This window comes from Candidatus Pelagibacter sp. Uisw_134_02 (assembly GCF_047720265.1).
Taxonomy (GTDB): domain Bacteria; phylum Pseudomonadota; class Alphaproteobacteria; order Pelagibacterales; family Pelagibacteraceae; genus Pelagibacter.
On record NZ_CP159813.1, the window covers coordinates 1,022,692 to 1,043,934 of the forward strand.

Below are 21,243 nucleotides of genomic sequence, written 5' to 3' on the forward strand. Positions count from 1 at the left end.
TATGTCTAAAAAAGTAATAAATCAAAATACGAATTATAACTCAGAGTTACTAAACTCTCTTGATTCTAATTTTATTTTTAGTGACAATCCTATTAATAGATTAAAAAATAACACCAACGGCCTGAATAAGGATAATAGTTTCGATAAGATTGATAAAGATAAACAGTTAAATGAATTAAAATTACAAATAAACTCAATTAATGATTGTAATTTAAAAGATAATTCACAAAAAACTGTTTTGGGAGATGGCAATATAAACAGCCCAATAATGCTAGTTGGGGAAGCTCCAGGTACTGAAGAAGATAATACTGGACGTACATTTTTAGGGGAGGCTGGCAGTCTTTTAGAAAAAATGTTAAGCGCAATAAATATTAGAAAAGAAAATATTTACACCACTTATGCTGTGAATTTTAGACCTCCAGAAGATCGAAAACCTACATCTACAGAAATAAAAAGATACTCCCAATTTTTGCAAAAACAGATTTCAATTATTAAACCTAAAATAATAATACTTATGGGCAGTACCGCTATGGAATCACTAACTGGTTTAAATAGCAAAATATCTTTGGAAAGAGGAAAATGGAGGGAAATTATTGTAAAAAATATAAGTTACAAGGTTATAATTACTTTTAACCCCTCCTATCTTTTAAGGGTTCCTGAAAATAAAAAATATTCATGGGAAGACTTAAAAATGATTAAACAAAAAATTATTGATTTAAAGTTAAATGTTTTATGAAAATTTTAGCTGGTGTTGATGAAGTTGGTAGAGGTAGTTTAATAGGTCCAGTTTATGCGGCAGCTGTAATATTAAATAAATCTATTAATAAAAATCTATTAAAAGATTCTAAAAGTTTGTCTAAAAATAAAAGAGAAAAGCTTGACAAATATATAAAAGTTAACGCTACTTGGGCTATAGGTAAAGCGTCAACTAAAGAAATTGAAAAAATAAATATATTAAATGCAAGCTTACTTGCAATGAAAAGAGCTATACTAAAATTAACTAAGAAGCCTTCTTTAGTTTTAATTGATGGGAATAAATTGCCCAATCTTAAAAATTATAAATTAAAATATGTAATTAAGGGCGACCAAAAAATTCCCAGTATTTCCGCAGCATCTATAATTGCAAAAGTAAGCAGAGATAAATTTATTACAAAACTTTCAAAACAGTTTAATAATTATGGATGGCAGACAAATTCAGGTTATGGAACTAAAGAGCATTTAAGAGCAATTAAAAAACTTGGTATTACTAAACATCATCGAAAAACTTTTTCACCTATTTCTGATCTTTTTTAAGTTTCACGTGTAACAATACAACATCTAGTTATCTAAAAAAAACTTAACACAAATTGAATCTGATTAATTCAATCTGAAGTTGACCATAGAATCCATTTGGAGTCTAATTGTTTTATATAAAAATGGACAACAATTTAAAAAATAAGATTATTAATGGTGACAGTCTTGAGGAATTAAAAAAAATTCCAAGTGAAACCTTTGATCTTGTTTTTGCTGACCCACCATACAACCTACAATTAAAAAATTTACTCACAAGGCCAGACAGAACTAAAGTTAGTGCTGTTAACGATAAATGGGATCAATTTGAAAACTTTAAAAAATATGATGAGTTTACAGTTGCTTGGCTTTCAGAGTGTAAAAGAATTTTAAAAAAAGATGGAGCTATTTGGGTTATAGGAAGCTACCATAATATTTTCAGAGTAGGAACAGCGATACAAAACTTGGGCTTTTGGATTCTAAATGATGTTATTTGGAACAAGAACAACCCCATGCCTAATTTTAGAGGAACAAGATTTACTAATGCTCATGAGACTTTAATTTGGGCATCTAAAAGTGAGAAGTCAAAATATACTTTTAACTATCAATCTTTAAAATGTTTAAATGATGATCTTCAAATGAGGTCTGATTGGAATTTACCTATTTGTAATGGTGCAGAGAGACTTAAAAAGAATGGAAAAAAAATTCACTCTACTCAAAAACCTGAGTCTTTGCTTCATAGAGTTTTACTAGCATCCTCTAAAAAAGGTGATTTGATTTTAGATCCATTTTTGGGATCTGGAACTACTGCAACGGTGGCTAAGAAATTAGGTAGAAATTATTATGGTATAGAAAAAGAAAAGAATTATTTTAAAGCTGCAGAGGAAAGATTAAAAAAAACAAAACCTATAGAAGATGATTTCTTGGATACTCTTAAAAATAATAGGTCTAAACCTAGAATACCTTTTGGATCACTGGTTGAACTTGGAATAATAAAACCTGGCACAACTATATTTGATCAAAAGAAAAAGATTGTTGCTAAAATTATGGCTGATGGGAGTATCAAACATAACCAAGCTGAGGGATCAATTCATAAGGTTGCTGCAACAATTCTTGGTGCAGAAAGTTGTAATGGTTGGACATATTGGCATTGTAGAGTTGGAAGTTCAATAGTTCCAATAGATAATTTAAGACAAAGATTCTTAAATAAATAAGAACAAATTATTTTTATATTTATTTGTAAATACTTCCCAAATATTTTTTTAAAAAATATTTATTTTTTACTAATTTTTTCATTAGTAAATTTCTAACCCAGGTTATTATTGGGTTGGATAAATGGAAAACAAAATAGTTAAATTTTGATTTCCGATCAATCATCTTAGTTCTTTCAATTCTCTCAATGTTAAATTGATCGTTTTGATTTTCTAAATTTCTATATAGTTCATGAGCAACCTCTATTGATTGAGATGCACCTTGTGCAAAAGTTGGTGGAAAAGCAAAAAAAGCATCTCCGATAACGAAAGTATTTTTATTCTTAGGCTGAAATATTTCTGTGCTTGAGAATATAGGAAAGCACTTAATATCTATTAAATTTTCAATAATATTACTATCCACTTGTTTTGATATTTCCAATAAAGTAGATGAAATGAACTCTTTACTATCAAATAAACTATAATCAGCTAATTCCTCACTATTTAGTTTCTTTCTAAGAATAGCGACAAAGTTAAACTGAACATCTTGGTTAACCGGATAAACTACGGAGTGCAAATTAGATCCTAAAAATAAAGATATATTATTATGATCTATATTCTGAAGATTATTTTTATCAATATTTCCTCTTACAACAATCGAGTTAAAATACTTTGGTTTGATTTCCTTATCGGTAATTAATGATCTGGTTTTTGAAAATATTCCATCAGATATAATTAAATAATCACATTCTATTGATGAGTTATCCTCAAAAATTATTTGAATAATTTTTGACACATTCTTTATTTCAATAACTTTTTTATTATAATCTATTAAATTATTTGGAAGTTTATTTTTTAAAAAATCTATTAAAGTAAATCTCTGTAGAGTTGTGTACTTATCATTATTGTCATTAAAAACTGATATATTTAAATCACATATTTTATCTTTATTTTTTAAGGAATAAAAACTTACCTTGTTGGGGCAAAACTTTTCTTTAGGATTAATGTTTTGAAAACCAATCTTATTTAGTAATTTAATACTATTAACAGAAAGCTGAATACCGTAACCTTTTTCTAAATTTACAGAATTATTCTTTTCATAAATTGTGATTTTATAATTTGAATTTTGTCTCAATAAATTAGCAATATATAAACCTGAAATTCCCCCACCTATTATTGCTATCTTTTTCATAAATTGTTTTTAACAGATGCAAATATTTTTTTTGTAAATGTTGGTATCATATAATTTTCTAATTTTGTTTTTTCAATCCACATACCATTTTTAGGTTTATTTTTAATATATGAAAAATCTATTGATATACTCATATTCATATTTGACATTTTAACATTCAGTTTTATTCTCGATTTTAATAAAGAATCTGATCGAGTTATCTCTTTCATTGGAAAAATTAGTAAGTTTTTTAAAAATTTAAATTTATCGTTTTTAATTAATAAGAGCTGATCGTCATTTTTATATAAAGTTGCAAGATAAAATTTATCTATTATCTTTTTATCTTTTTTTTTAATTTCAAAATCATTTCTTTTAAAAGATAAGCAATTTTTAGCTATCGGACACATATCACAATATGGATTTTTTGGTTTGCATAATAGTGCTCCTATTTCCATTAGGGCTTGAGCGTAATCACTTGATCTTTTCGTTTTACCAAAAATTTTTTTTTGTTTATGAAGGTTTTCTTTTTTTATCTCTTCTTCTGTTTTCAAGTTTAAAATACGTTTTAAAACTCTTTCTATATTTCCATCTAGTGGAATTATTTGCTTATTAAATGCTATAGCTGATATAGCACTTGCAGTATAATCTCCTACGCCAGGAAGTTTTTTTAGTTCTTCAAAGTTGTCTGGAAGTCTTCCGTAATAATTATCCATAATCAATTTTGCACTTTTTTTTAAATTTTTTGCTCTTGAGTAATAACCAAGACCCTGCCAATGTTTTAGAAGTTTAGCCTCACTTACTTTTGCAAGCGATTGAAAATTGGGAATATTTTTTAAAAAATTATTGAAATATGGAATGACTGTTTTAACTTGAGTTTGTTGAAGCATAAATTCACTTACAAGTGTAAAATACTCTTTTTTCTTTGCAGAGGATCTTGCCCTCCAAGGAAGAGGCCTTTTATTTTTATCGTACCAATAAAGAATTTTTTTTGCTATCATGTTTTAAACTAATATGTCTTTTAAAAATAATATTAAGCAGAGAAATAGAAGCTTTCAAGGATTAAGATCCTTTAAAGATACTTTACCAACAAACATAAAAAAAATAATTAAAAAGAAAGGACATATATTCTCTGAAACTCTAAATAATTGGAAATACATTGTTGGTAATGAGATTTTTCAAATATGCTATCCAAAATCATTTAAAAATTCAAATAAATTTGGTGTAAGCACTTTATGTGTGATGGTTAAAAGAGGACATGAAGTAGATTTAGAATATTCAAAAAAAGAAATAACGGATAAAATGAATAGTTTTTTTGGTTACACTGTTGTTGAAAAGTTAAATTTTATAAGTTTTGATGATGCTCAAACTAAATTCAGAAAGATAGATGAAAATGAAAATCATGTGACAAATAGCAAATTTGCAGTTAGGATAAATAATATTAAAAACGATAAGATTAAAAAATCATTATTAGAATTAACTAAATTATTTAAACAAAGATGAAGAGAATAATCTCAATTTTATTTATTATGTTTTTTGGCTTTGCCAACAGCCTGATCGCAGAAAACGATCGGTCTATAAAAAGAATTTCTGTAGGAGAAAAAAGTTCTAAAATCACAATAATTGCTTATGAATCTTTAACATGTGGTCACTGTGCAGATTTTCATAAGAATGTTTATCCAGACCTTAAAAAAGATTTTATAGACAAAGGTTTAGTGAGAATTGAATTTAGACACTTTCCTCTGGATATTGCAGCATTTAATGCTTCCAAAATTGGACAATGTAATAATGACGGTAATGCAGATATATTGAATATTTTGTTCTCTGGTCAAAAAAAATGGGCAAAAGGTACGTCACCTGAGGAAGCTAAAATATATTTAAAAAAATTTTTAAAAGACGAAGGTGTAAACGTTAGTTTTGAAAAATGTTTAAACGATAAAGCTATTGAAGACTTTGTGTTAAATGATCGAATCGAAGGTGTAAAAAAATTCAAGGTCAATGCTACTCCTACGATAATAATTAATGACAAAAAGTTTGATAAAGCCTTAAATTATAAGAATTTAAAAAAATATCTAGAAAAACTGATATAAGTTAATCCATGGAGTTTAAAAAAATCCAACTAAATGGATTTAAGTCATTCGCTGAGAAAACAAAATTTTTAATCGAAGACGGGTTAACGGGGATAGTTGGTCCTAACGGTTGTGGAAAGTCAAATATTGTAGAATCTCTAAGGTGGGCTATGGGAGAAACCTCAGCAAAAAGTATGAGAGGTTCCGGAATGGAAGATGTTATTTTTAATGGAACATCAAACAAAGCTTCAAAAAATATAGCAGAAGTTTCTATCGTGATAGATAACACAGGCCACGAGGGACACATGCAGTATAAGGATATAGAGGAAATAGAAATTAGAAGAAAAATTGAAAAAGATAAAGGGTCAAAATTTTACATAAATAATAAAGAAGTTAGAGCTAGAGACGCTCAAATGTTTTTTGCAGATCTATCTACTGGCGCTCATTCACCTTCAATGATAAGTCAAGGACGCATCGGAGCTTTAGTCACTGCGAAACCAACTGATAGACGTGCAATTTTAGAAGAGGCAGCAAATATTTCTGGTTTACATGTAAGAAGACATGAGGCCGAACTTAGATTGAACGCAGCAGAAACTAATTTAAAAAGAGCTGATGAATTAAGAAAACAGCAAGAAAAACAATTAGCTAGTCTTCAAAAGCAAGCTGAAGAAGCTACAAGGTACAAACTTATATCAGAAGAAATAAAAAAAATTGAAGCAGGTTTATATTATTTAAAACTATTAGATATTGATAATGAAATAAGAGTAGAGAATGAAATTAACAATGAGGCTGAAGGAGAAGTAAATAATTTTAATCAACAAATAGCTACATTTGAAAATTCCATCAAAGTTGAAACAGAAAAAGTTTCTCCGCTAAGAGAAAAAAATATTGAAAACCTTTCAAGAATTCAAAGACTAAACCTAGAACTTCAAAATTTAGATGAAGAAAATGTTAGAACTCAAGACGAAATAGAAAATATAAAAAAATCCCTTAAAACTATTGAGGAAGATATTGATAGAGAAAAAGGCATTGTAATTGATGCCAATTCAAATGAAAAAAGGCTAAAAGAAGAAAAAACTGAATTAATAGAAATAGACTCAAAATACTTTGAAACTGAAAAATTATCTAGCGAAGACCTACAAAAAGCAAAAGATCAATTAAAAGATGAACAAAATTCTGTGGATGAAATCATAAATATTTTTGCTGATGGAAATATTAATATAGCTATTGATCCAATTAGTAGTGTTAAAAATACAATCACAAGAACAAAAGAATTAATTAATAACAATGAAATTAATAAAGCTCTTGCCTTGCTTGATAGGTGTCAAATAGAAATAGATAATTTTTTAGAAAATTTAGAAGATGAGGACAGTAAAAAGAAACTTTCTAATATTACTCAAAAAAATAAAAATATTAAATTATTACAAGAAAAGTATGCAAATAGTTTTAGTAAAAACCAGTCAATAAAAAGAGAGTCAGTAAAAAGAAATGAAAGAATTAAAGCAATTGAAACTGAAGTTGAAAGTTGGAAAAACTTACTTTCAAACTCTCAAAAAATGGTAACTGAACTAACAGAAAGAAAAAATAAATTACTATCACAACTAAATGAACGTGACCAACAACCTAAAGCTCAAGCAGAAAAAAAAGGTCAAACTACTGAAGGCTTAAGAATTTCACAAAATGAAAAAATTGAAAATGAAAAAATAATTGAAGAAACAGATATAAAGATTAGCTCTCTAAGACTTGAATTAAATGATATCCAAGAAAAATCTATTCAAATAAGGGAGAGGAAAGCAAGCTCTGGAGCAACAATTGAGGGTCTAAAAAAACGTAAAGATGATTTACTAGACAGAGTTCAGTCTGAACTTAACCTTAAAGAGAATGATATTCTTGAAAATTCAAATTTAAATGGTTTAGATGAGTTGCCAGATTCTATCACGCAAGAAGAGGAATTAGATAAAAAAAAAAGAGACAGAGAAAAGCTTGGTTCTGTTAATTTAAGGGCAGATGAAGAAACAAACAAATATGAGATTGAAATTAAGAAAATGGAACAGGATAGAGAAGACCTTGTTTCTGCAATTATTAAACTTAAAGAAAGTATTAATGAATTAAACAAAAAAGGAAGAGAAAGACTTTTAGAAGCATTTGAAAAAGTTAATAGAAAATTTAATGAGGTTTATACAAAGCTATTTAATGGGGGTAATGCAAAACTAGAATTAGTGGACTCTGATGACCCACTTGAAGCTGGTTTAGAAATGTTAGTAAGTCCACCGGGTAAAAGACTACAATCTATAACTTTACTGTCTGGTGGTGAACAAGCTTTAACTGCTTTATCGCTTATCTTTGCCGTGTTTCTTACTAATCCATCTCCAATCTGCGTATTGGATGAAGTTGATGCTCCACTTGACGATGCTAACGTAACAAGATTCTGTAGCCTCTTAGAAGAATTAACAAAAATAACTAATACTAAATTTATTATTGTGACGCATCATGCTCTAACAATGTCTAAAATGAATAGACTTTATGGAGTAACTATGCCTGAAAAGGGTATTAGCCAATTAGTAGCTGTTGATTTACAAAAAGCTGAGAGTATGGTTGCTTAATAAATAAATGCCAAAAGATACGCTTAAAACTCGCCTAGAGATTGCAAAATCTAAAATTACTAGAAGAAACCTTTTTAAAAAAGATGAACCACCCTCTTCTATTGGAACCGCCTTTAAGTTAAGTACAGAATTAGTATCTGCAGTAGCTGTTGGGACAATTATAGGGTTTATTTTAGACACGACCTTTGGTACTAAGCCATGGTTAATATTAATATTTTTTTTTGTAGGTGTGGTTGCTGGTATTGTAAACGTATTCAGATCTGCAAAAAATATGCAAAAATAGACTTAAAAAATTATGGCAACAAATCCAATGCACCAATTCGAAGTTTATAGAATTGGACCAGAAATAAAATTAGGTGTGATTGATATATCATTTACAAATGCAAGTTTATTTATGGTTATTAGTTCTTTAGCAATTCTATTAATTTTTAATCTTGGATCAAAAAAAAATTCGTTGCTGCCTAATAAAGTTCAACTTCTAGCAGAACTAAGTTACAGTTTTGTTTCAAAAATGATTAGTGATACAGCTGGATCTAAAGCAAAACCATATTTTGCATTTATATTTTCTTTATTTATGTTTGTGCTGTTCTGCAATATGTTCGGGATGATTCCATATGCATTTACAGTAACTAGTCATATCATTGTCACTTTTATTTTAGCTTCATTCATTTTTGTTGGAGTAACAATAATTGGTTTTATGAGGCATGGATTGGGTTATTTAAAGCTATTTGTACCAAGTGGAGTACCGGTGGTTCTTCTGCCACTAATAGTTGTTATAGAAATTATTTCTTATTTAAGTAGACCTATAAGTCTTTCAGTTCGTTTATTTGCTAACATGATGGCTGGTCATACTATGATGAAAGTTTTCGGTGGCTTTGTAATAAGCCTCGGGATAGTTGGTGGATGGCTTCCACTGAGTTTTTCGGTTGCATTAACTGGTTTGGAGATACTAGTTGCTTTTCTTCAAGCATATGTTTTTGCAATCTTAACCTGCATCTATTTAAATGATGCATTAAATTTACACCATTAACTAACATAAGGAGGATATAATGGAATTAGAAGCAGCAAAAATGATCGGAGCAGGACTAGCAGCAATAGCTCTAGCTGGTGCCGGTGTTGGAATTGGAATTATCTTTGGTAATTACCTTTCTGGTGCAATGAGAAATCCGTCAGCAGCACAAAAACAATTTCCTAATCTTTTATTAGGATTTGCTTTAGCTGAGGCTACTGGTCTATTTGGATTAGTTGTTGCATTAATTATTTTATTTGCATTTTAAATTTAATGATTAAAAAAATATTTTTTCAGTCGATATTTTTAAGCTTCCTATTTTTTATGGAAGCTTTTGCAGCTGAAAGTGGAGGTATGCCTCAATTAAATCCTGAGTTTTGGATTTCTCAAATTTTTTGGTTAGCTATAACTTTTGGAATATTATATGTTGTTCTTTCTAAACTTATACTTCCAAAAATTAGTGCAAACCTTGAGATAAGGAAATCACAGATCGTAGAGAATATTGAGGCAGCAGAGAAGCAAAGAGAACAAAGCGAGCTAAATATAGCAGAATATGAAAAAATAGTTCAAGATAGTAAAAATGAAGCTAAAAAATACTTCAAACAAGCTAGAGAAAAATTATTGAAAGACATTAACATTAAAAAAGATGCTTTAGATAAAGAATTAAATTTAGAAATTCAAGTAATTGAGTCTGAAATATTGGAACTTAAAAATAAAGCTCCTGAAAAAATTAATAAAATAGCTGTAGAAACATCTGCAGATTTAATTCATCAGTTAATAGGTGCAGAAGTTAACAATAGTAGCATCTCAGCAATTGTTGATGATCTATCAAGAAAGAAGATGGATAAATACTATGGCAATTGATGCAACTTTTTGGGTAGCAGTATCTTTCATAATTTTTATTGGTGGATTAGTTTATTTAAAGATACCTCAAAAAATTAATGAAATTTTAAATAAACTTATTTTAGATATTAAGAATGAAATTGATGAGAGTGAAAAATTAAGATCTGAAGCAAAAATCCTATTAGATAATGCACAGAGCAAATTAGATACAGCTAAAGAAGATGCTAATAAAATTTTAGAACAAGCAAAAAAAGATAGTGACCATTTAGTGATAGAAATGAATAATAAATTTCACAAATCCTCTGAAATCAAAAAAAAATTAGCAGAAAATAAAATCTCACAGATGAAGGATGCGGCACTTAAAGAGATAAAAGATGTTTCAATAAAAATTGCTGTGGAATCTGTCAAAAAGATTATCAGTACGTCAGTTGATAAATCAAAACTTGACAGTTTGTTTGATAAAAATCTAGAAGAAACAAAAGTTGCGCTTAAAAAAATAAACTCATAATTCTCTTACAATTTTTAAAAAAAACTATAAATTAAATAAATGAAATCTATAATCATTGGTTCTGGATTTGGTGGTATAGCCGCAGCACTAAGATGTAGATCCAAAAATCATAAGGTAACTTTAATTGAAAAGCACCCTGACTTGGGTGGAAGAGCCAGAGTGTTTAAAAAAAATGGTTTTACTTTTGATGCTGGACCAACGGTAATTACTGCACCCCATCTAATTGAAGAGCTTTTCACTTTATTTAATAAAGAGTCTGAAGATTACATAAAGCTAACTCCTTTGAAAACTTGGTATAGGTTTATTTATGAAGATGGAGGTGTATTTGATTACTCTGGTGATGAAGATCAAATGAAAAAACAAATTGAAGAAATAAACAAAGATGATGTTAGGGGTTATGAGCAACTTGTAAAATTCACAAAAAAAATATTTGATAAAGGCTTCACAGAACTAGCAGATGTTCCATTTGATAAACCTCTTGTGATGATGAAACAATTGCCCTCTTTATTAAAACTTAAAAGCTATAAATCAGTTTATTCATTAGTTTCTTCATATGTAAAAAATGAAAAATTAAGACGTATGCTAAGTATGCATCCTCTATTAGTTGGCGGAAATCCCTTTACAACAACATCAATATACGGATTAATTCTATATCTGGAAAAAAAATGGGGCATACATTACTCAATGGGTGGAACTGGGAACATAATCAATGGCTTAGAAAAATTAATGATTGAACAAGGAATTGAATTAATCAAAGGACATGAGGTAACAAAAATAATTTCAAATAATGGAAAAATTAGTGGAGTAAAATTAGATAATCAAAAAGAAATACTTTCAAACAATGTAATATGTAATGCTGACCCTCCTGCTGTATATGAAAAACTTCTAAGCCTAAATAAAACAAGCTCTCTATTTAGATGGAAAAAAAATCGAATGCAGTATTCTATGGGTCTATTTGTTTACTATTTTGGAACAAAAAAAACATATCCAGATGTTGAGCATCACACAATCAAATTTGGTGATAAATATAAAGAACACCTGAGTGATATTTTTGATAATAAAAAATTAAATGATGACATAAGCTATTATCTTCATAGACCATCAGCTACAGACAAATCAATGGCACCTGAAGGAAATGATTGTTTTTATGTTCTTGTGCCCGTCCCAAACAATCAATCCAAAATTGATTGGAAAATTGAAGGTAAAAAAATGAAGAATTTAGTAATAGATAAAATGGAAAAAGCATTACTTCCTAATCTTAGAGAGAATATTATTGAAGATTTCTATTTAACGCCAGATTATTTTGAAAATGAATTGAATACTAAATTTGGATCAGGTTTTTCGATCCAACCCAAATTTACACAGTCTGCATATTTTAGGTTTCATAATAAATCAGAAATTTATGATGGTTTATATTTCGTTGGTGCGGGAACACATCCTGGTGCAGGTGTTCCTGGTGTGCTATCCTCAGCAAAAGTTCTAGATAAGATTATATAATGTCTAATAAAAACTACCTGTCTATTTACGCAAAGTCATTTAACTGGGCTGGTTTCTTTTTACCAAAAAAAACCTATCAAAAGTGTTCGTCTTTATATGATTTTTGTAGAACTGTAGACAATATTGCAGATGACGATAGTGAATTAGGTATTAAAAAAAAAATCTATTAATTTTTAAAAATGATTTTCTTAATAAAAACTATAGTAATATAATAATTAAGAACATGTGGGATCTTATAGATCATCATTTAATTTCAATAAAAATTATTGAAGATTTATTTGATGGTGTTGAATCGGATTTAAATAAAAAAGTTCAATTAAATAATAAAAAAGATTTGTTAATTTATTCTTACAGAGTTGCTGGTACAGTAGGTCTGATGATGGCAAAAATTTTAAATGTTAAAGATGACAATTCAATGAGATCTGCCATAGATTTAGGTATTGCAATGCAACTAACAAATATATCTAGAGATGTTGTGGAGGACTCAAAGATTAATAGATTTTATATTAAGAATGATTTTAAGACAATAAGTGACACCTTGGCTTTAGCTGATTTGTTTTATAAAAGCTCTTTTATAGCAATAAAGGAAATACCCTTTAAATTTAGATTTGCAATACTTATAGCAAGAAGAGTTTACAAGAAAATAGGTGATAAAATTTTAAGAACAAAGAATATAGAAAATTATAATAAAGCAGGTAAGATTTATGTAAATAATATTACAAAAATCTATCAGACCATTCTTTCTATATTTGACTTAGTAACACTTTTTGTAACAAAACAAAAAAGTGGTTATATGAATAATGAACACTTTTTAATTAGTGAGGAGATAGATTTTAATGAAAGAATTTGATTATATAATTATTGGTGGTGGTTGTGCTGGGTTATCTTTGGCATACGAATTAGAAACTCATAATAAACTCAAAAATAAAACATTGGCAATTATTGAGCCTAGATTAGAATACAAAAGAGATAAGACTTGGTCTTTCTGGAAAACAACAAATCATAATTTTGAAGATTGTGTTAAAAAAAGTTGGGATTATTTTTCTATAAATATACCCAATAAAACTAAATTTTTAGAATGTAATAAGCTACCTTATCAATCAATTGATAGTGGACTATTCTATAAAAAAATAAACTCCATACTAAAACAAAATCTGAATATTAAATTTTATAGAAATATTAATGAGGTAAGCTTAAATAACTCGCTTGTTTTTAATAGTGTTACCTCAATAGAATCTAATCAAAATCAACTTTGGCAACACTTTAAAGGTATTGAGATCGAGACTACTAAAGATGTTTTTGATGAAAAGATAATGAATTTAATGGACTTTGATTGTCAACAATATGAAAGTGTTCATTTCTTTTACACACTACCTTTTAGTAAAAATAAGGCTATGGTTGAAACTACGTGGTTATCTAAAATGAATAATGATCTGGAAATGGATTATGATCAGCAATTAAAAAATTACATTGAAAATCATCTGAATATTAAAAATTACAAAGTTAATTATAAAGAAAATGGTGCTATACCACTTTTTTATCCATCAAATATTGATGAAAAAAATAAAATAAATATAGGTACCGCGGGACATATGACTAGATTAAGTACCGGGTACACTTTTCTAAATATTCAAGAACACAGCAGATACATAAGAAAAAATATTGATAATATTGATAAAATAAGAAGATATGAAATTAAGAAAAAATATCAATTTCTAGATAAGATATTTTTAAGAGTTTTAAATAATCATGCCAACCAAATGCCAAATATATTTTTTAAAATGTTTGATAACTCTCCTGAAACTATAATTAAATTTCTATCTAATAAGAGTAATATTTTTCAAGATTTATTAATAATTCTTAAAACAGCTAAAAAATGGTTATTTATTAAAGCCCTTTTAAAATAAAATGCTTAGCCTGATAAATAAAATTAATTTCTATCATTCAATAATTTTTTTTCTTTTTTCATGCTTCATTGCTTTGGCTGTTAATCAATTCGAAAACTTAATTATCCCTTCAGTGGTATGTTTATTTCTTATTCTTACAATTGGAGTTTCACATGGTGCACTAGACAATAAAAAAGGTGAAAAACTTAGCCAATTATATAATATAAAAAAATCTTATTTTTTTTATTTAATATATTCTCTTATTGGAATTAGTATCATCATATTTTGGTTATTTTTTCCAACTGTGTCTCTTATTTTATTTTTAGCAGTTGCCTCATATCATTTTGGGAAAGAAGATACAGAATTTTTGATAAACAATAAAAATGTATCAAATCTAATTCTTTATTTCTTTAAAGGATCTCTAATAATAATTGCACCATTAATGTTTCATTTCGTTGAAACAATTAATATTTTTAAATTACTTTTAATAGAAAATGAAATGTTTTATTTATTCTTAAACTTTATTGAAGATAACAATATATTGTTTTTTGCTTTATCTATTTCTTTACTATCTAGCATTTATTACTTTTTGAAAGATTTTAAAATTATAAAAATTTTGATATTTTTAGATTTTTTTTCAATTATTGTTCTTAATTATTATTTAACTCCACTAATTGCCTTTACAATATACTTTTGTTTCCTGCATTCATTTCGACATACAATTTCACTGATAACAGAGCTTAACGAAAATAGTTTTAAAGTTGGTGCTATAACTTTTATAAAAAAAGCTATGCCACTTACAGTTTTAACTGCTATTTTTTATGTTATAAGCTTATATTTTCTCTCTAATTTCTACCAATTAAATGATGCAATATTAAAAGTTATATTTATTGGTTTGGCGTCTTTAACCTTTCCTCATATATTGCTTGAGTATCTTTTAGAAAAAAATGAAAAATAGAGTAATTAAAGTATTGTTATCTGCTCCAAGAGGTTTTTGTGCTGGCGTAGAAAGAGCAATAGAAATAGTTCAAAAAAGCATAAAGAAATATGGTGCACCAGTTTATGTGCGACATGAAATAGTTCACAATAAACATGTAGTGGATAGTCTTAAGGCAATAGGTGCAATTTTTATTGAAGAGTTAGAAGAGGTTGAAGATAAAACTAGACCAGTGATATTTTCTGCACACGGTGTACCAAAATCAGTACCTCTAGAGGCTAATGGCTATAATATGGAATACATAGATGCTACCTGTCCTCTTGTTTCAAAAGTTCATAGAGAAGCAGAAAACCTTCACAAAGCTGGTTACCATATTGTTCTTATAGGTCATAAAAATCATCCAGAAGTTATTGGTACTATGGGGCAATTACCAGAAAATATGATTGGTTTGATTCAAGATGAGCATGATGTTGAATTATATGAATTGGATGATAATAAAAAAATTGCATATGTTACTCAAACAACTCTGTCAGTTGATGACACTAAAAATATAATAAAAGCTCTTAAAAAAAAATTTCCTCAAATTAAAGAACCATTTAAAGAGGATATTTGCTATGCAACTACTAATCGTCAATCAGCTGTTAAAAATATTGCCAAGCAATGTGATATGTTTTTTGTTTTAGGAAGTAGAAATTCCTCAAATTCAGTTCGTTTAGTTGAGGTAGCAGAACAAACTGGCTGCCCACATGCTGAATTAATTCACTCTGAAAGTGAAATTCCTTTTGAAAAAATACAAAATTGTAAAACAATTGGTGTTTCTTCTGGTGCATCAGCGCCTGAAGTTCTAGTTGAAAATTTCATTAATAAATTGAAAGATAATTTTAAAATAAAAATTGAGGAAGTTGAAATTATCAAAGAAAATATTGTTTTTAAAGTTCCTGCAAAATTAAATTAGATGGCCGTATACACTAAAATAAATAGTAAAGACCTTCTATCTCTAAGTAGAGATTATAAATTAGGAAAAATAATAAAATTTGAAGGAATTAAAAAAGGAATAGAAAATACAAACTACTTACTAAAAACAAATACAAAAAATTTTATATTAACTATTTTTGAAAAAAGAGTTCAGAAAAAGGATTTACCTTTTTTTATGAACTTAATGGAAAAACTAAATCAAAAAAAAATTATTTGCCCAAAACCGTTAAAGAACAATGCTAATAAGCACTTAAGTAAAATACAAAATAAACCTGCTAGTATTGTGACTTTTTTAAAGGGAAAAGATAAAACAACTCTTAATTATAAAAATTGTTTTGATATTGGAAAAAATATTGCAAAATTCCATAAAGTTGGAACTAAAATAAAGCTATATAGACAAAACTCTATGTCTATTAATAAATTAGGTGATTTATTAAAAAGTATAAAATTTTCATCTAATAAAATAGCTCCAAAACTAAAACCTACTCTTAATGTGTGCTTTAAAGATATTAAAAATCAATGGCCAAAAAAATTGCCAAGTGGAATTATACATGGAGATCTATTTATAGATAATATTTTTTTTAATAAAAATAAATTTTCTGGATTTATTGATTTTTATTTTTCAAGCAATGATTACCTGATGTATGAGATTGCAATTTGTATAAATGCTTTATGTTTTGATAAAAAAAGAAATTCTTTTGTAATGAATAATAAAAAAATTAAATACTTAATTGATGGATATGAAACTATAAGAACTATTTCAAAAAAAGAGAAGGACTCATTAAATATATTATGTAGAGGGGCAGCTTTAAGGTACCTACTAACTAGAATTTATGATTATTTTAACACTCCTAAAACTGCACTAATTCAGGTCAAAGAACCTAACGAATATTTTCAAAAACTAATTATCCATAACAATCTAAATAACTACAAAGATTATTATAAATAATGATAAAAATTTATACGGACGGTTCTTGTTTAAAAAATCCTGGAAATGGAGGTTGGGCTGCAATCATCAATATTAATGATGAAATTAAAAAAATTAGTGGAAGCGTTAAAGACACAACTAATAATAAGATGGAGCTAATGGCTCCAATTAAAGCACTGCAGGAAATAAAAGAGCAGCAACCCATTGAAATTTATACAGACTCACAATATGTAAAATTAGGTATTACTGACTGGGTGCACAAATGGATAAAAAATAATTGGTTAACTTCTAAAAAAGAACCAGTAAAAAACAAAGAGCTTTGGACTCAACTTTATGAATTAAACAAATCTCATGAAATTAAATGGATATGGGTTAAGGCTCATGCTGGAAATATTCTAAATGAAGAAGTTGATTTATTAGCTAAACAAGCTGCAGAATTAAACTAAATTTAAAAAATTTTGGGCAGCCGAAACTTCACATGCACCAGCATCTTCTTCTTCTTCCAATTTAATTACTTTAAGATTGTCTATTAGCATTGTGTATCTATTTGATCTTACACCTAACCCTCGGGCACTTTTATCAACATCAGCACCTATTGCTTTCGTAAAACTCAAAAATGGATCAGCCATCATCAAAACTTTATCTGTAACATTTTGGCTTTTGCCCCAAGCTTCCATTACAAATGGGTCATTTACTGAGATACAGACTATTAAATCTACACCTTTTGCTTTGTATTCATCATGGCTATCAACGTAACCAGGTAAATGTTTTGCCGAACAAACTGATGTGTAAGCTCCTGGTAAACCAAATAAAACTACCTTCTTATCTTTAAAAAACTCAAAAGTATTTTTCTTAACAGGATTTCCATCTTCCATTATAAAAAATTCAGAATTAGGTATTGTTTCATTTTCTTTTAATTTCATTTAATTTTTTCCTTAATGTATTGTTGAGTTTTGCTTAGATTATTTGAAATAATATCATAATTTTCTTTTTCACCCATAACATACTTTAGTTCATCAGGTAATTCAGATTTGATCCCAATCGATTTATCTATAGCTTCAGGAAACTTGCATGGATGTGCAGTAGCTAAAACAATATTATTACCTTCTAAATTTACTTTATCTAAAGATCCAAATCCTATTGCACTATGAGGATCCAGTACAATATCATATTTAATATGGACTTCTTTAATGGTTTCTAAAATTTCTTTCTCACTCATGCTCGCTGATAAGAAATCTTTATTTATTTTTTCCATTTTATCTTTTGAAATAACATATTTACCTTTTTCTTTAATTCCATGCATGATTTTTCTTGTTTCATCATCATCACAATCATTTAAATCATAAATTAACCTTTCAAAATTACTGGCGATTTGAATATCCATACTTGGTGAGTTGGTTTCAGAAACACTTTCTGCCTCATAGTTTCCATTAGAAATTGCTCTATGCAAAATATCATTTTTATTAGTTGCAACTATAAATTTGTTTATTGGTAAACCCATTTTTTTTGATAGATAGCCAGCATATACATCCCCAAAATTTCCTGTCGGTACTGAAAAATTAATAGGTCGATCATCTCGTATTTGGAAATATGTATAAAAATAATATACGGATTGTGCAATAATTCTTGCCCAATTTATTGAATTTACTCCAGACATATTAATTGAATTAGAGAATTCTTTATCTGCAAACATTGATTTAACTAAATTCTGACAATCATCAAAGTTACCTTCAATCGCTATATTAAAGACATTCTTTTCTTTAACTGTTGACATTAGTTTTCTTTGAACAAGTGAAACTTTCTCATGAGGGTGAAGAACAAATATATTCATATTCTTTTTTCCCTTGATTGCATCTATCGCAGCAGCACCTGTATCTCCAGATGTTGCAACTACAACATTTATATTTTTGCTATTTTTTTTCAAGTAATGTTCATAGAGGTTTCCCAACAATTGCATTGCTATATCTTTAAAGGCAAGTGTAGGGCCATGGAATAACTCTAAAATTTTAGTATCACCAACTTTAATTAAATCTACGGCGTTATCTTTTCTAAAAACAGAATATGATTTATCAACAATATCCGATAACTCATTTACCGTCATAAAGTCACCTATAAATGGATATATTATTTCTTTTGCTAAATTCTGATAGCTTAATTCACTTAATGCCTTTAATTCTTCAGCACTGTATTTTTTAACTTTCTTTGGAACAAACAAGCCTCCATCATCGGCAAGCCCTTTGATGAATATCTGTTCAAAGCTATATTCTTTTGAGTTATCCCTAGTACTTACATATTTCATTTAATAATTTTTTTTCCTAAAATATAAATATAGTAAAAGAATTGAAATCGCTAACGAAAACCAAGTCATTGCATACTTTTTGTGATTATTTGAAATATTTGCAGTAATCAATTTTGGCTTTGGTAATTCTGCATTTCCAGAAAGATAAATTACATATGGAGAAAATTTCTTACCTGTAAAATTGAAAGTATCGTCTCTATTAAGTGTAAACCAATAATTATTTAAAAGGTCATTTTTGGGTTTAAATCTATTAGCTTTTATTTGTTTTTTTAAAATTCCAATTATATTGCTTTCATCAATAATATTGATAATTTCATTATCTTTTTTATCAAATGGTATCCACCCTCTATTTAACAAGTAGTTTTTATTCCCAATTTTTAGTGGGTTAATAACCTCAAAGCCTGGTTTTCCTTTTTCATTTAAATTATACAGATAAATTTGCTTTTCAAAATCAATTGATCCATTAGTTTTAATTCTTAAATAGTTTTTTTCATTACTGCTTGTAAGACTAACAGGATTATCTTTGAGTGAAGTTTCTATTTGATTGATTAATTCTAATTTCCAATTAAGCCTAATTATCTGCCAACTACCAAGAGCTATAAATACAGAAATAAAGAAAAATACAAAAATAGAAAATAAAAATTTATATCTCAAGGGCTAAAAATTAACTCCCCCAAATATAAATGGCAGCAAATAAGAATAGCCACACAACATCTACAAAGTGCCAGTACCAAGCAGCTGCCTCAAATCCAAAGTGATGTTCCTCTGTAAAGTGACCCTTTCTTGCTCTCATTAAACATACTGCTAAAAATATAGTACCAATAATAACATGAAAGCCATGGAAACCTGTTGCCATATAAAATACTGAGCCATATATGTTACCTGCAAAATCAAAAGTTGCATGCTGGTATTCATAAACTTGCAATAGTGAAAAAGAGAAACCAAGTATAACTGTAAGAACAAGTCCTTGAATAAAGCTTTTTCTATCACCTTCTAACAATGCGTGGTGTGACCATGTTACAGTCGTTCCAGACAAAAGTAGAATTAAAGTATTAATAAGTGGAATGTCCCATGGATCAAAAGTTACAATATCTTTAGGTGGCCATGTTCCTCCAATTGCTAAAGATGGAAATAAACTTGCATCAAAATATGCCCAAAACCATGCCACAAAGAACATAACTTCTGAAGCAATAAATAATGTCATTCCATATCTGTGGTGAATTTGTACTACTGGTGTGTGATGACCTTGGTGTTCTGCTTCAATAACAACATCTCTGAACCACATATATGTTCCATAAAACAGTAAAGCTAAGCCTAGATACATTCCCCAAGAAATTTCACTATGCAGATAATAAACTGAACCTATTGCTAAAACTAAACATGAAAATGAGACGTATATAGGCCAAGGACTTGGATCTACTAGATGATAATCATGTTTTTTTTCTGCAGACATTTTTATAATTCTGATTGGTTATAGTAATCTGATGAAAAAAAAGTATAGGACATAGTTACATCTTTAATATTTTTGGTGTTGGGATCATTTACCATTTCTGGATCCAAATAAAAAGTCATAATATAAGTTGCTTTTTCACCTGCTTTTAAAGCCTGTTTTTCAAAACAAAAACACCCTAATTTACTATAATATTTACCAAATGATGATGGGGATACATTAAACGCAGCAACTCCGTAAGTTGTTTCATTTCCATAATTTTCTACTTCAAACTCGATTCGATTCACTTGACCAATCTTAACATCCATTACGTTTTTTTTTACTTTAAAATTCCAGGGAAGATTATTTACATTCGTATCAAAACGAACACTAACTTTTTGATCTAAAACTATTTTAGGTGCTTCTTTTGATGTCTGTGTAGTTCCTCCAAAGCCAGTCACTTTACAAAATATGTCATATAATGGTACAGCAGCGAATGAAAGGCCTAGCATAAGAAAAAATATTCCAGCTAAAAGAATTGGGGTTAAGGTTTTTTTCTGCATTAGATTGCTCTGTCGAAAACACCAGTATTATAAAGTGTGAAGAAAAATAAAAATACCATAAACCCTAATA

Annotated in this window: 26 protein-coding genes; 19 read left to right on the forward strand and 7 right to left on the reverse strand. The window is 28.2% G+C overall.

The window, feature by feature from the left end:
- Window position 1 precedes the first annotated feature (1 nt).
- The 3 genes from ABXT56_RS05590 to ABXT56_RS05600 all read left to right on the forward strand — a co-directional run bounded on the left by ABXT56_RS05590 (window position 2) and on the right by ABXT56_RS05600 (window position 2,483).
- Entirely contained in the window at window positions 2–736 is a 735-nt protein-coding gene (locus ABXT56_RS05590; RefSeq protein ID WP_415299725.1) for a uracil-DNA glycosylase, read from the forward strand.
- Window positions 733–1,293: a ribonuclease HII gene (locus ABXT56_RS05595; protein WP_415299726.1), complete on the forward strand. Its 561-nt coding sequence runs from the start codon at window positions 733–735 to the stop codon at window positions 1,291–1,293. Before ABXT56_RS05590 ends, ABXT56_RS05595 begins: the two co-directional genes overlap by 4 nt.
- Before the next feature lie 122 nt (window positions 1,294–1,415).
- Window positions 1,416–2,483, forward strand: a complete 1,068-nt coding sequence (locus ABXT56_RS05600) for a site-specific DNA-methyltransferase (protein WP_415299727.1) — start codon at window positions 1,416–1,418, stop codon at window positions 2,481–2,483.
- Window positions 2,484–2,502: 19 nt separating this feature from the next.
- Here ABXT56_RS05600 and ABXT56_RS05605 read toward each other — a convergent pair whose 3' ends face one another.
- Both ABXT56_RS05605 and ABXT56_RS05610 read right to left on the reverse strand, forming a co-directional pair.
- Window positions 2,503–3,651 carry an FAD-dependent monooxygenase gene (locus ABXT56_RS05605; protein WP_415299728.1) on the reverse strand — a complete coding sequence of 383 codons (1,149 nt, stop codon included), beginning with the start codon at window positions 3,649–3,651 and terminating at the stop codon, window positions 2,503–2,505.
- Window positions 3,648–4,628 (reverse strand): A/G-specific adenine glycosylase, encoded by a 981-nt coding sequence (locus ABXT56_RS05610; protein ID WP_415299729.1) that lies wholly within the window; start codon window positions 4,626–4,628, stop codon window positions 3,648–3,650. The genes ABXT56_RS05605 and ABXT56_RS05610 overlap by 4 nt, the downstream gene beginning before the upstream one ends.
- Window positions 4,629–4,641: 13 nt before the next feature.
- On the opposite strand from ABXT56_RS05610, the gene ABXT56_RS05615 reads away from it, so the two are divergent.
- Genes ABXT56_RS05615 through rnhA form a run of 16 tightly spaced genes read left to right on the forward strand, consistent with a single transcriptional unit; the run spans window position 4,642 to window position 17,328 of the window.
- Window positions 4,642–5,130, forward strand: coding sequence for a DUF721 domain-containing protein (locus tag ABXT56_RS05615; protein WP_415299730.1), 489 nt, complete (start codon window positions 4,642–4,644; stop codon window positions 5,128–5,130).
- Window positions 5,127–5,717, forward strand: coding sequence for a DsbA family protein (locus ABXT56_RS05620; protein ID WP_415299731.1), 591 nt, complete (start codon window positions 5,127–5,129; stop codon window positions 5,715–5,717). Before ABXT56_RS05615 ends, ABXT56_RS05620 begins: the two co-directional genes overlap by 4 nt.
- 8 nt (window positions 5,718–5,725) lie before the next feature.
- Window positions 5,726–8,299, forward strand: a complete 2,574-nt coding sequence (locus ABXT56_RS05625; RefSeq protein ID WP_415299732.1) for a chromosome segregation SMC family protein — start codon at window positions 5,726–5,728, stop codon at window positions 8,297–8,299.
- A gap of 7 nt (window positions 8,300–8,306) precedes the next feature.
- Window positions 8,307–8,582 carry an AtpZ/AtpI family protein gene (locus ABXT56_RS05630; protein WP_415299733.1) on the forward strand — a complete coding sequence of 92 codons (276 nt, stop codon included), beginning with the start codon at window positions 8,307–8,309 and terminating at the stop codon, window positions 8,580–8,582.
- A gap of 12 nt (window positions 8,583–8,594) precedes the next feature.
- The gene (locus tag ABXT56_RS05635; RefSeq protein ID WP_415299734.1) at window positions 8,595–9,329 is read left to right on the forward strand and encodes a F0F1 ATP synthase subunit A; all 735 of its coding nucleotides are present in this window, start codon (window positions 8,595–8,597) and stop codon (window positions 9,327–9,329) included.
- A 19-nt stretch (window positions 9,330–9,348) separates the two neighbouring features.
- Window positions 9,349–9,576, forward strand: a complete 228-nt coding sequence (locus ABXT56_RS05640) for a F0F1 ATP synthase subunit C (RefSeq protein WP_006997791.1) — start codon at window positions 9,349–9,351, stop codon at window positions 9,574–9,576.
- Between the two features lie 5 nt (window positions 9,577–9,581).
- Complete coding sequence (locus tag ABXT56_RS05645) at window positions 9,582–10,172, forward strand: F0F1 ATP synthase subunit B (RefSeq protein WP_415299735.1); 591 nt, start codon at window positions 9,582–9,584, stop codon at window positions 10,170–10,172.
- Entirely contained in the window at window positions 10,129–10,659 is a 531-nt protein-coding gene (locus ABXT56_RS05650; RefSeq protein WP_415299736.1) for an ATPase, read from the forward strand. The genes ABXT56_RS05645 and ABXT56_RS05650 overlap by 44 nt, the downstream gene beginning before the upstream one ends.
- 39 nt (window positions 10,660–10,698) lie before the next feature.
- On the forward strand, window positions 10,699–12,156 hold the full coding sequence (gene crtI / locus ABXT56_RS05655) for a phytoene desaturase family protein (RefSeq protein WP_415299737.1): 1,458 nt from the start codon (window positions 10,699–10,701) through the stop codon (window positions 12,154–12,156).
- Window positions 12,156–12,326 (forward strand): squalene/phytoene synthase family protein, encoded by a 171-nt coding sequence (locus tag ABXT56_RS05660; protein ID WP_415299738.1) that lies wholly within the window; start codon window positions 12,156–12,158, stop codon window positions 12,324–12,326. Before crtI ends, ABXT56_RS05660 begins: the two co-directional genes overlap by 1 nt.
- Window positions 12,327–12,379: 53 nt before the next feature.
- Window positions 12,380–13,006, forward strand: coding sequence for a squalene/phytoene synthase family protein (locus ABXT56_RS05665; RefSeq protein WP_415299739.1), 627 nt, complete (start codon window positions 12,380–12,382; stop codon window positions 13,004–13,006).
- Window positions 12,993–14,063 carry a lycopene cyclase family protein gene (locus ABXT56_RS05670; protein WP_415299740.1) on the forward strand — a complete coding sequence of 357 codons (1,071 nt, stop codon included), beginning with the start codon at window positions 12,993–12,995 and terminating at the stop codon, window positions 14,061–14,063. The genes ABXT56_RS05665 and ABXT56_RS05670 overlap by 14 nt, the downstream gene beginning before the upstream one ends.
- A 1-nt stretch (window position 14,064) precedes the next feature.
- Window positions 14,065–15,000 carry a Brp/Blh family beta-carotene 15,15'-dioxygenase gene (locus ABXT56_RS05675; RefSeq protein ID WP_415299741.1) on the forward strand — a complete coding sequence of 312 codons (936 nt, stop codon included), beginning with the start codon at window positions 14,065–14,067 and terminating at the stop codon, window positions 14,998–15,000.
- A complete protein-coding gene (gene ispH / locus ABXT56_RS05680) occupies window positions 14,990–15,934 on the forward strand; it encodes a 4-hydroxy-3-methylbut-2-enyl diphosphate reductase (RefSeq protein WP_415299742.1) in 945 nt (314 codons plus the stop codon). The genes ABXT56_RS05675 and ispH overlap by 11 nt, the downstream gene beginning before the upstream one ends.
- The gene (locus ABXT56_RS05685) at window positions 15,935–16,903 is read left to right on the forward strand and encodes a homoserine kinase (RefSeq protein ID WP_415299743.1); all 969 of its coding nucleotides are present in this window, start codon (window positions 15,935–15,937) and stop codon (window positions 16,901–16,903) included.
- On the forward strand, window positions 16,903–17,328 hold the full coding sequence (rnhA, locus tag ABXT56_RS05690; RefSeq protein ID WP_415299744.1) for a ribonuclease HI: 426 nt from the start codon (window positions 16,903–16,905) through the stop codon (window positions 17,326–17,328). Before ABXT56_RS05685 ends, rnhA begins: the two co-directional genes overlap by 1 nt.
- Here rnhA and ABXT56_RS05695 read toward each other — a convergent pair.
- Genes ABXT56_RS05695 through ABXT56_RS05715 form a run of 5 tightly spaced genes read right to left on the reverse strand, consistent with a single transcriptional unit; the run spans window position 17,320 to window position 21,173 of the window.
- Entirely contained in the window at window positions 17,320–17,805 is a 486-nt protein-coding gene (locus ABXT56_RS05695; RefSeq protein ID WP_415299745.1) for a peroxiredoxin, read from the reverse strand. The genes rnhA and ABXT56_RS05695 overlap by 9 nt on opposite strands.
- Window positions 17,802–19,181: a threonine synthase gene (gene thrC, locus ABXT56_RS05700; protein ID WP_415299746.1), complete on the reverse strand. Its 1,380-nt coding sequence runs from the start codon at window positions 19,179–19,181 to the stop codon at window positions 17,802–17,804. Before thrC ends, ABXT56_RS05695 begins: the two co-directional genes overlap by 4 nt.
- Entirely contained in the window at window positions 19,182–19,835 is a 654-nt protein-coding gene (locus ABXT56_RS05705; protein WP_415299747.1) for an SURF1 family protein, read from the reverse strand.
- Window positions 19,836–19,845: 10 nt separating this feature from the next.
- Window positions 19,846–20,634: a cytochrome c oxidase subunit 3 gene (locus ABXT56_RS05710; protein WP_415299748.1), complete on the reverse strand. Its 789-nt coding sequence runs from the start codon at window positions 20,632–20,634 to the stop codon at window positions 19,846–19,848.
- A gap of 2 nt (window positions 20,635–20,636) precedes the next feature.
- Window positions 20,637–21,173, reverse strand: a complete 537-nt coding sequence (locus ABXT56_RS05715) for a cytochrome c oxidase assembly protein (RefSeq protein ID WP_415299749.1) — start codon at window positions 21,171–21,173, stop codon at window positions 20,637–20,639.
- Between the last annotated feature and the right edge of the window lie 70 nt (window positions 21,174–21,243).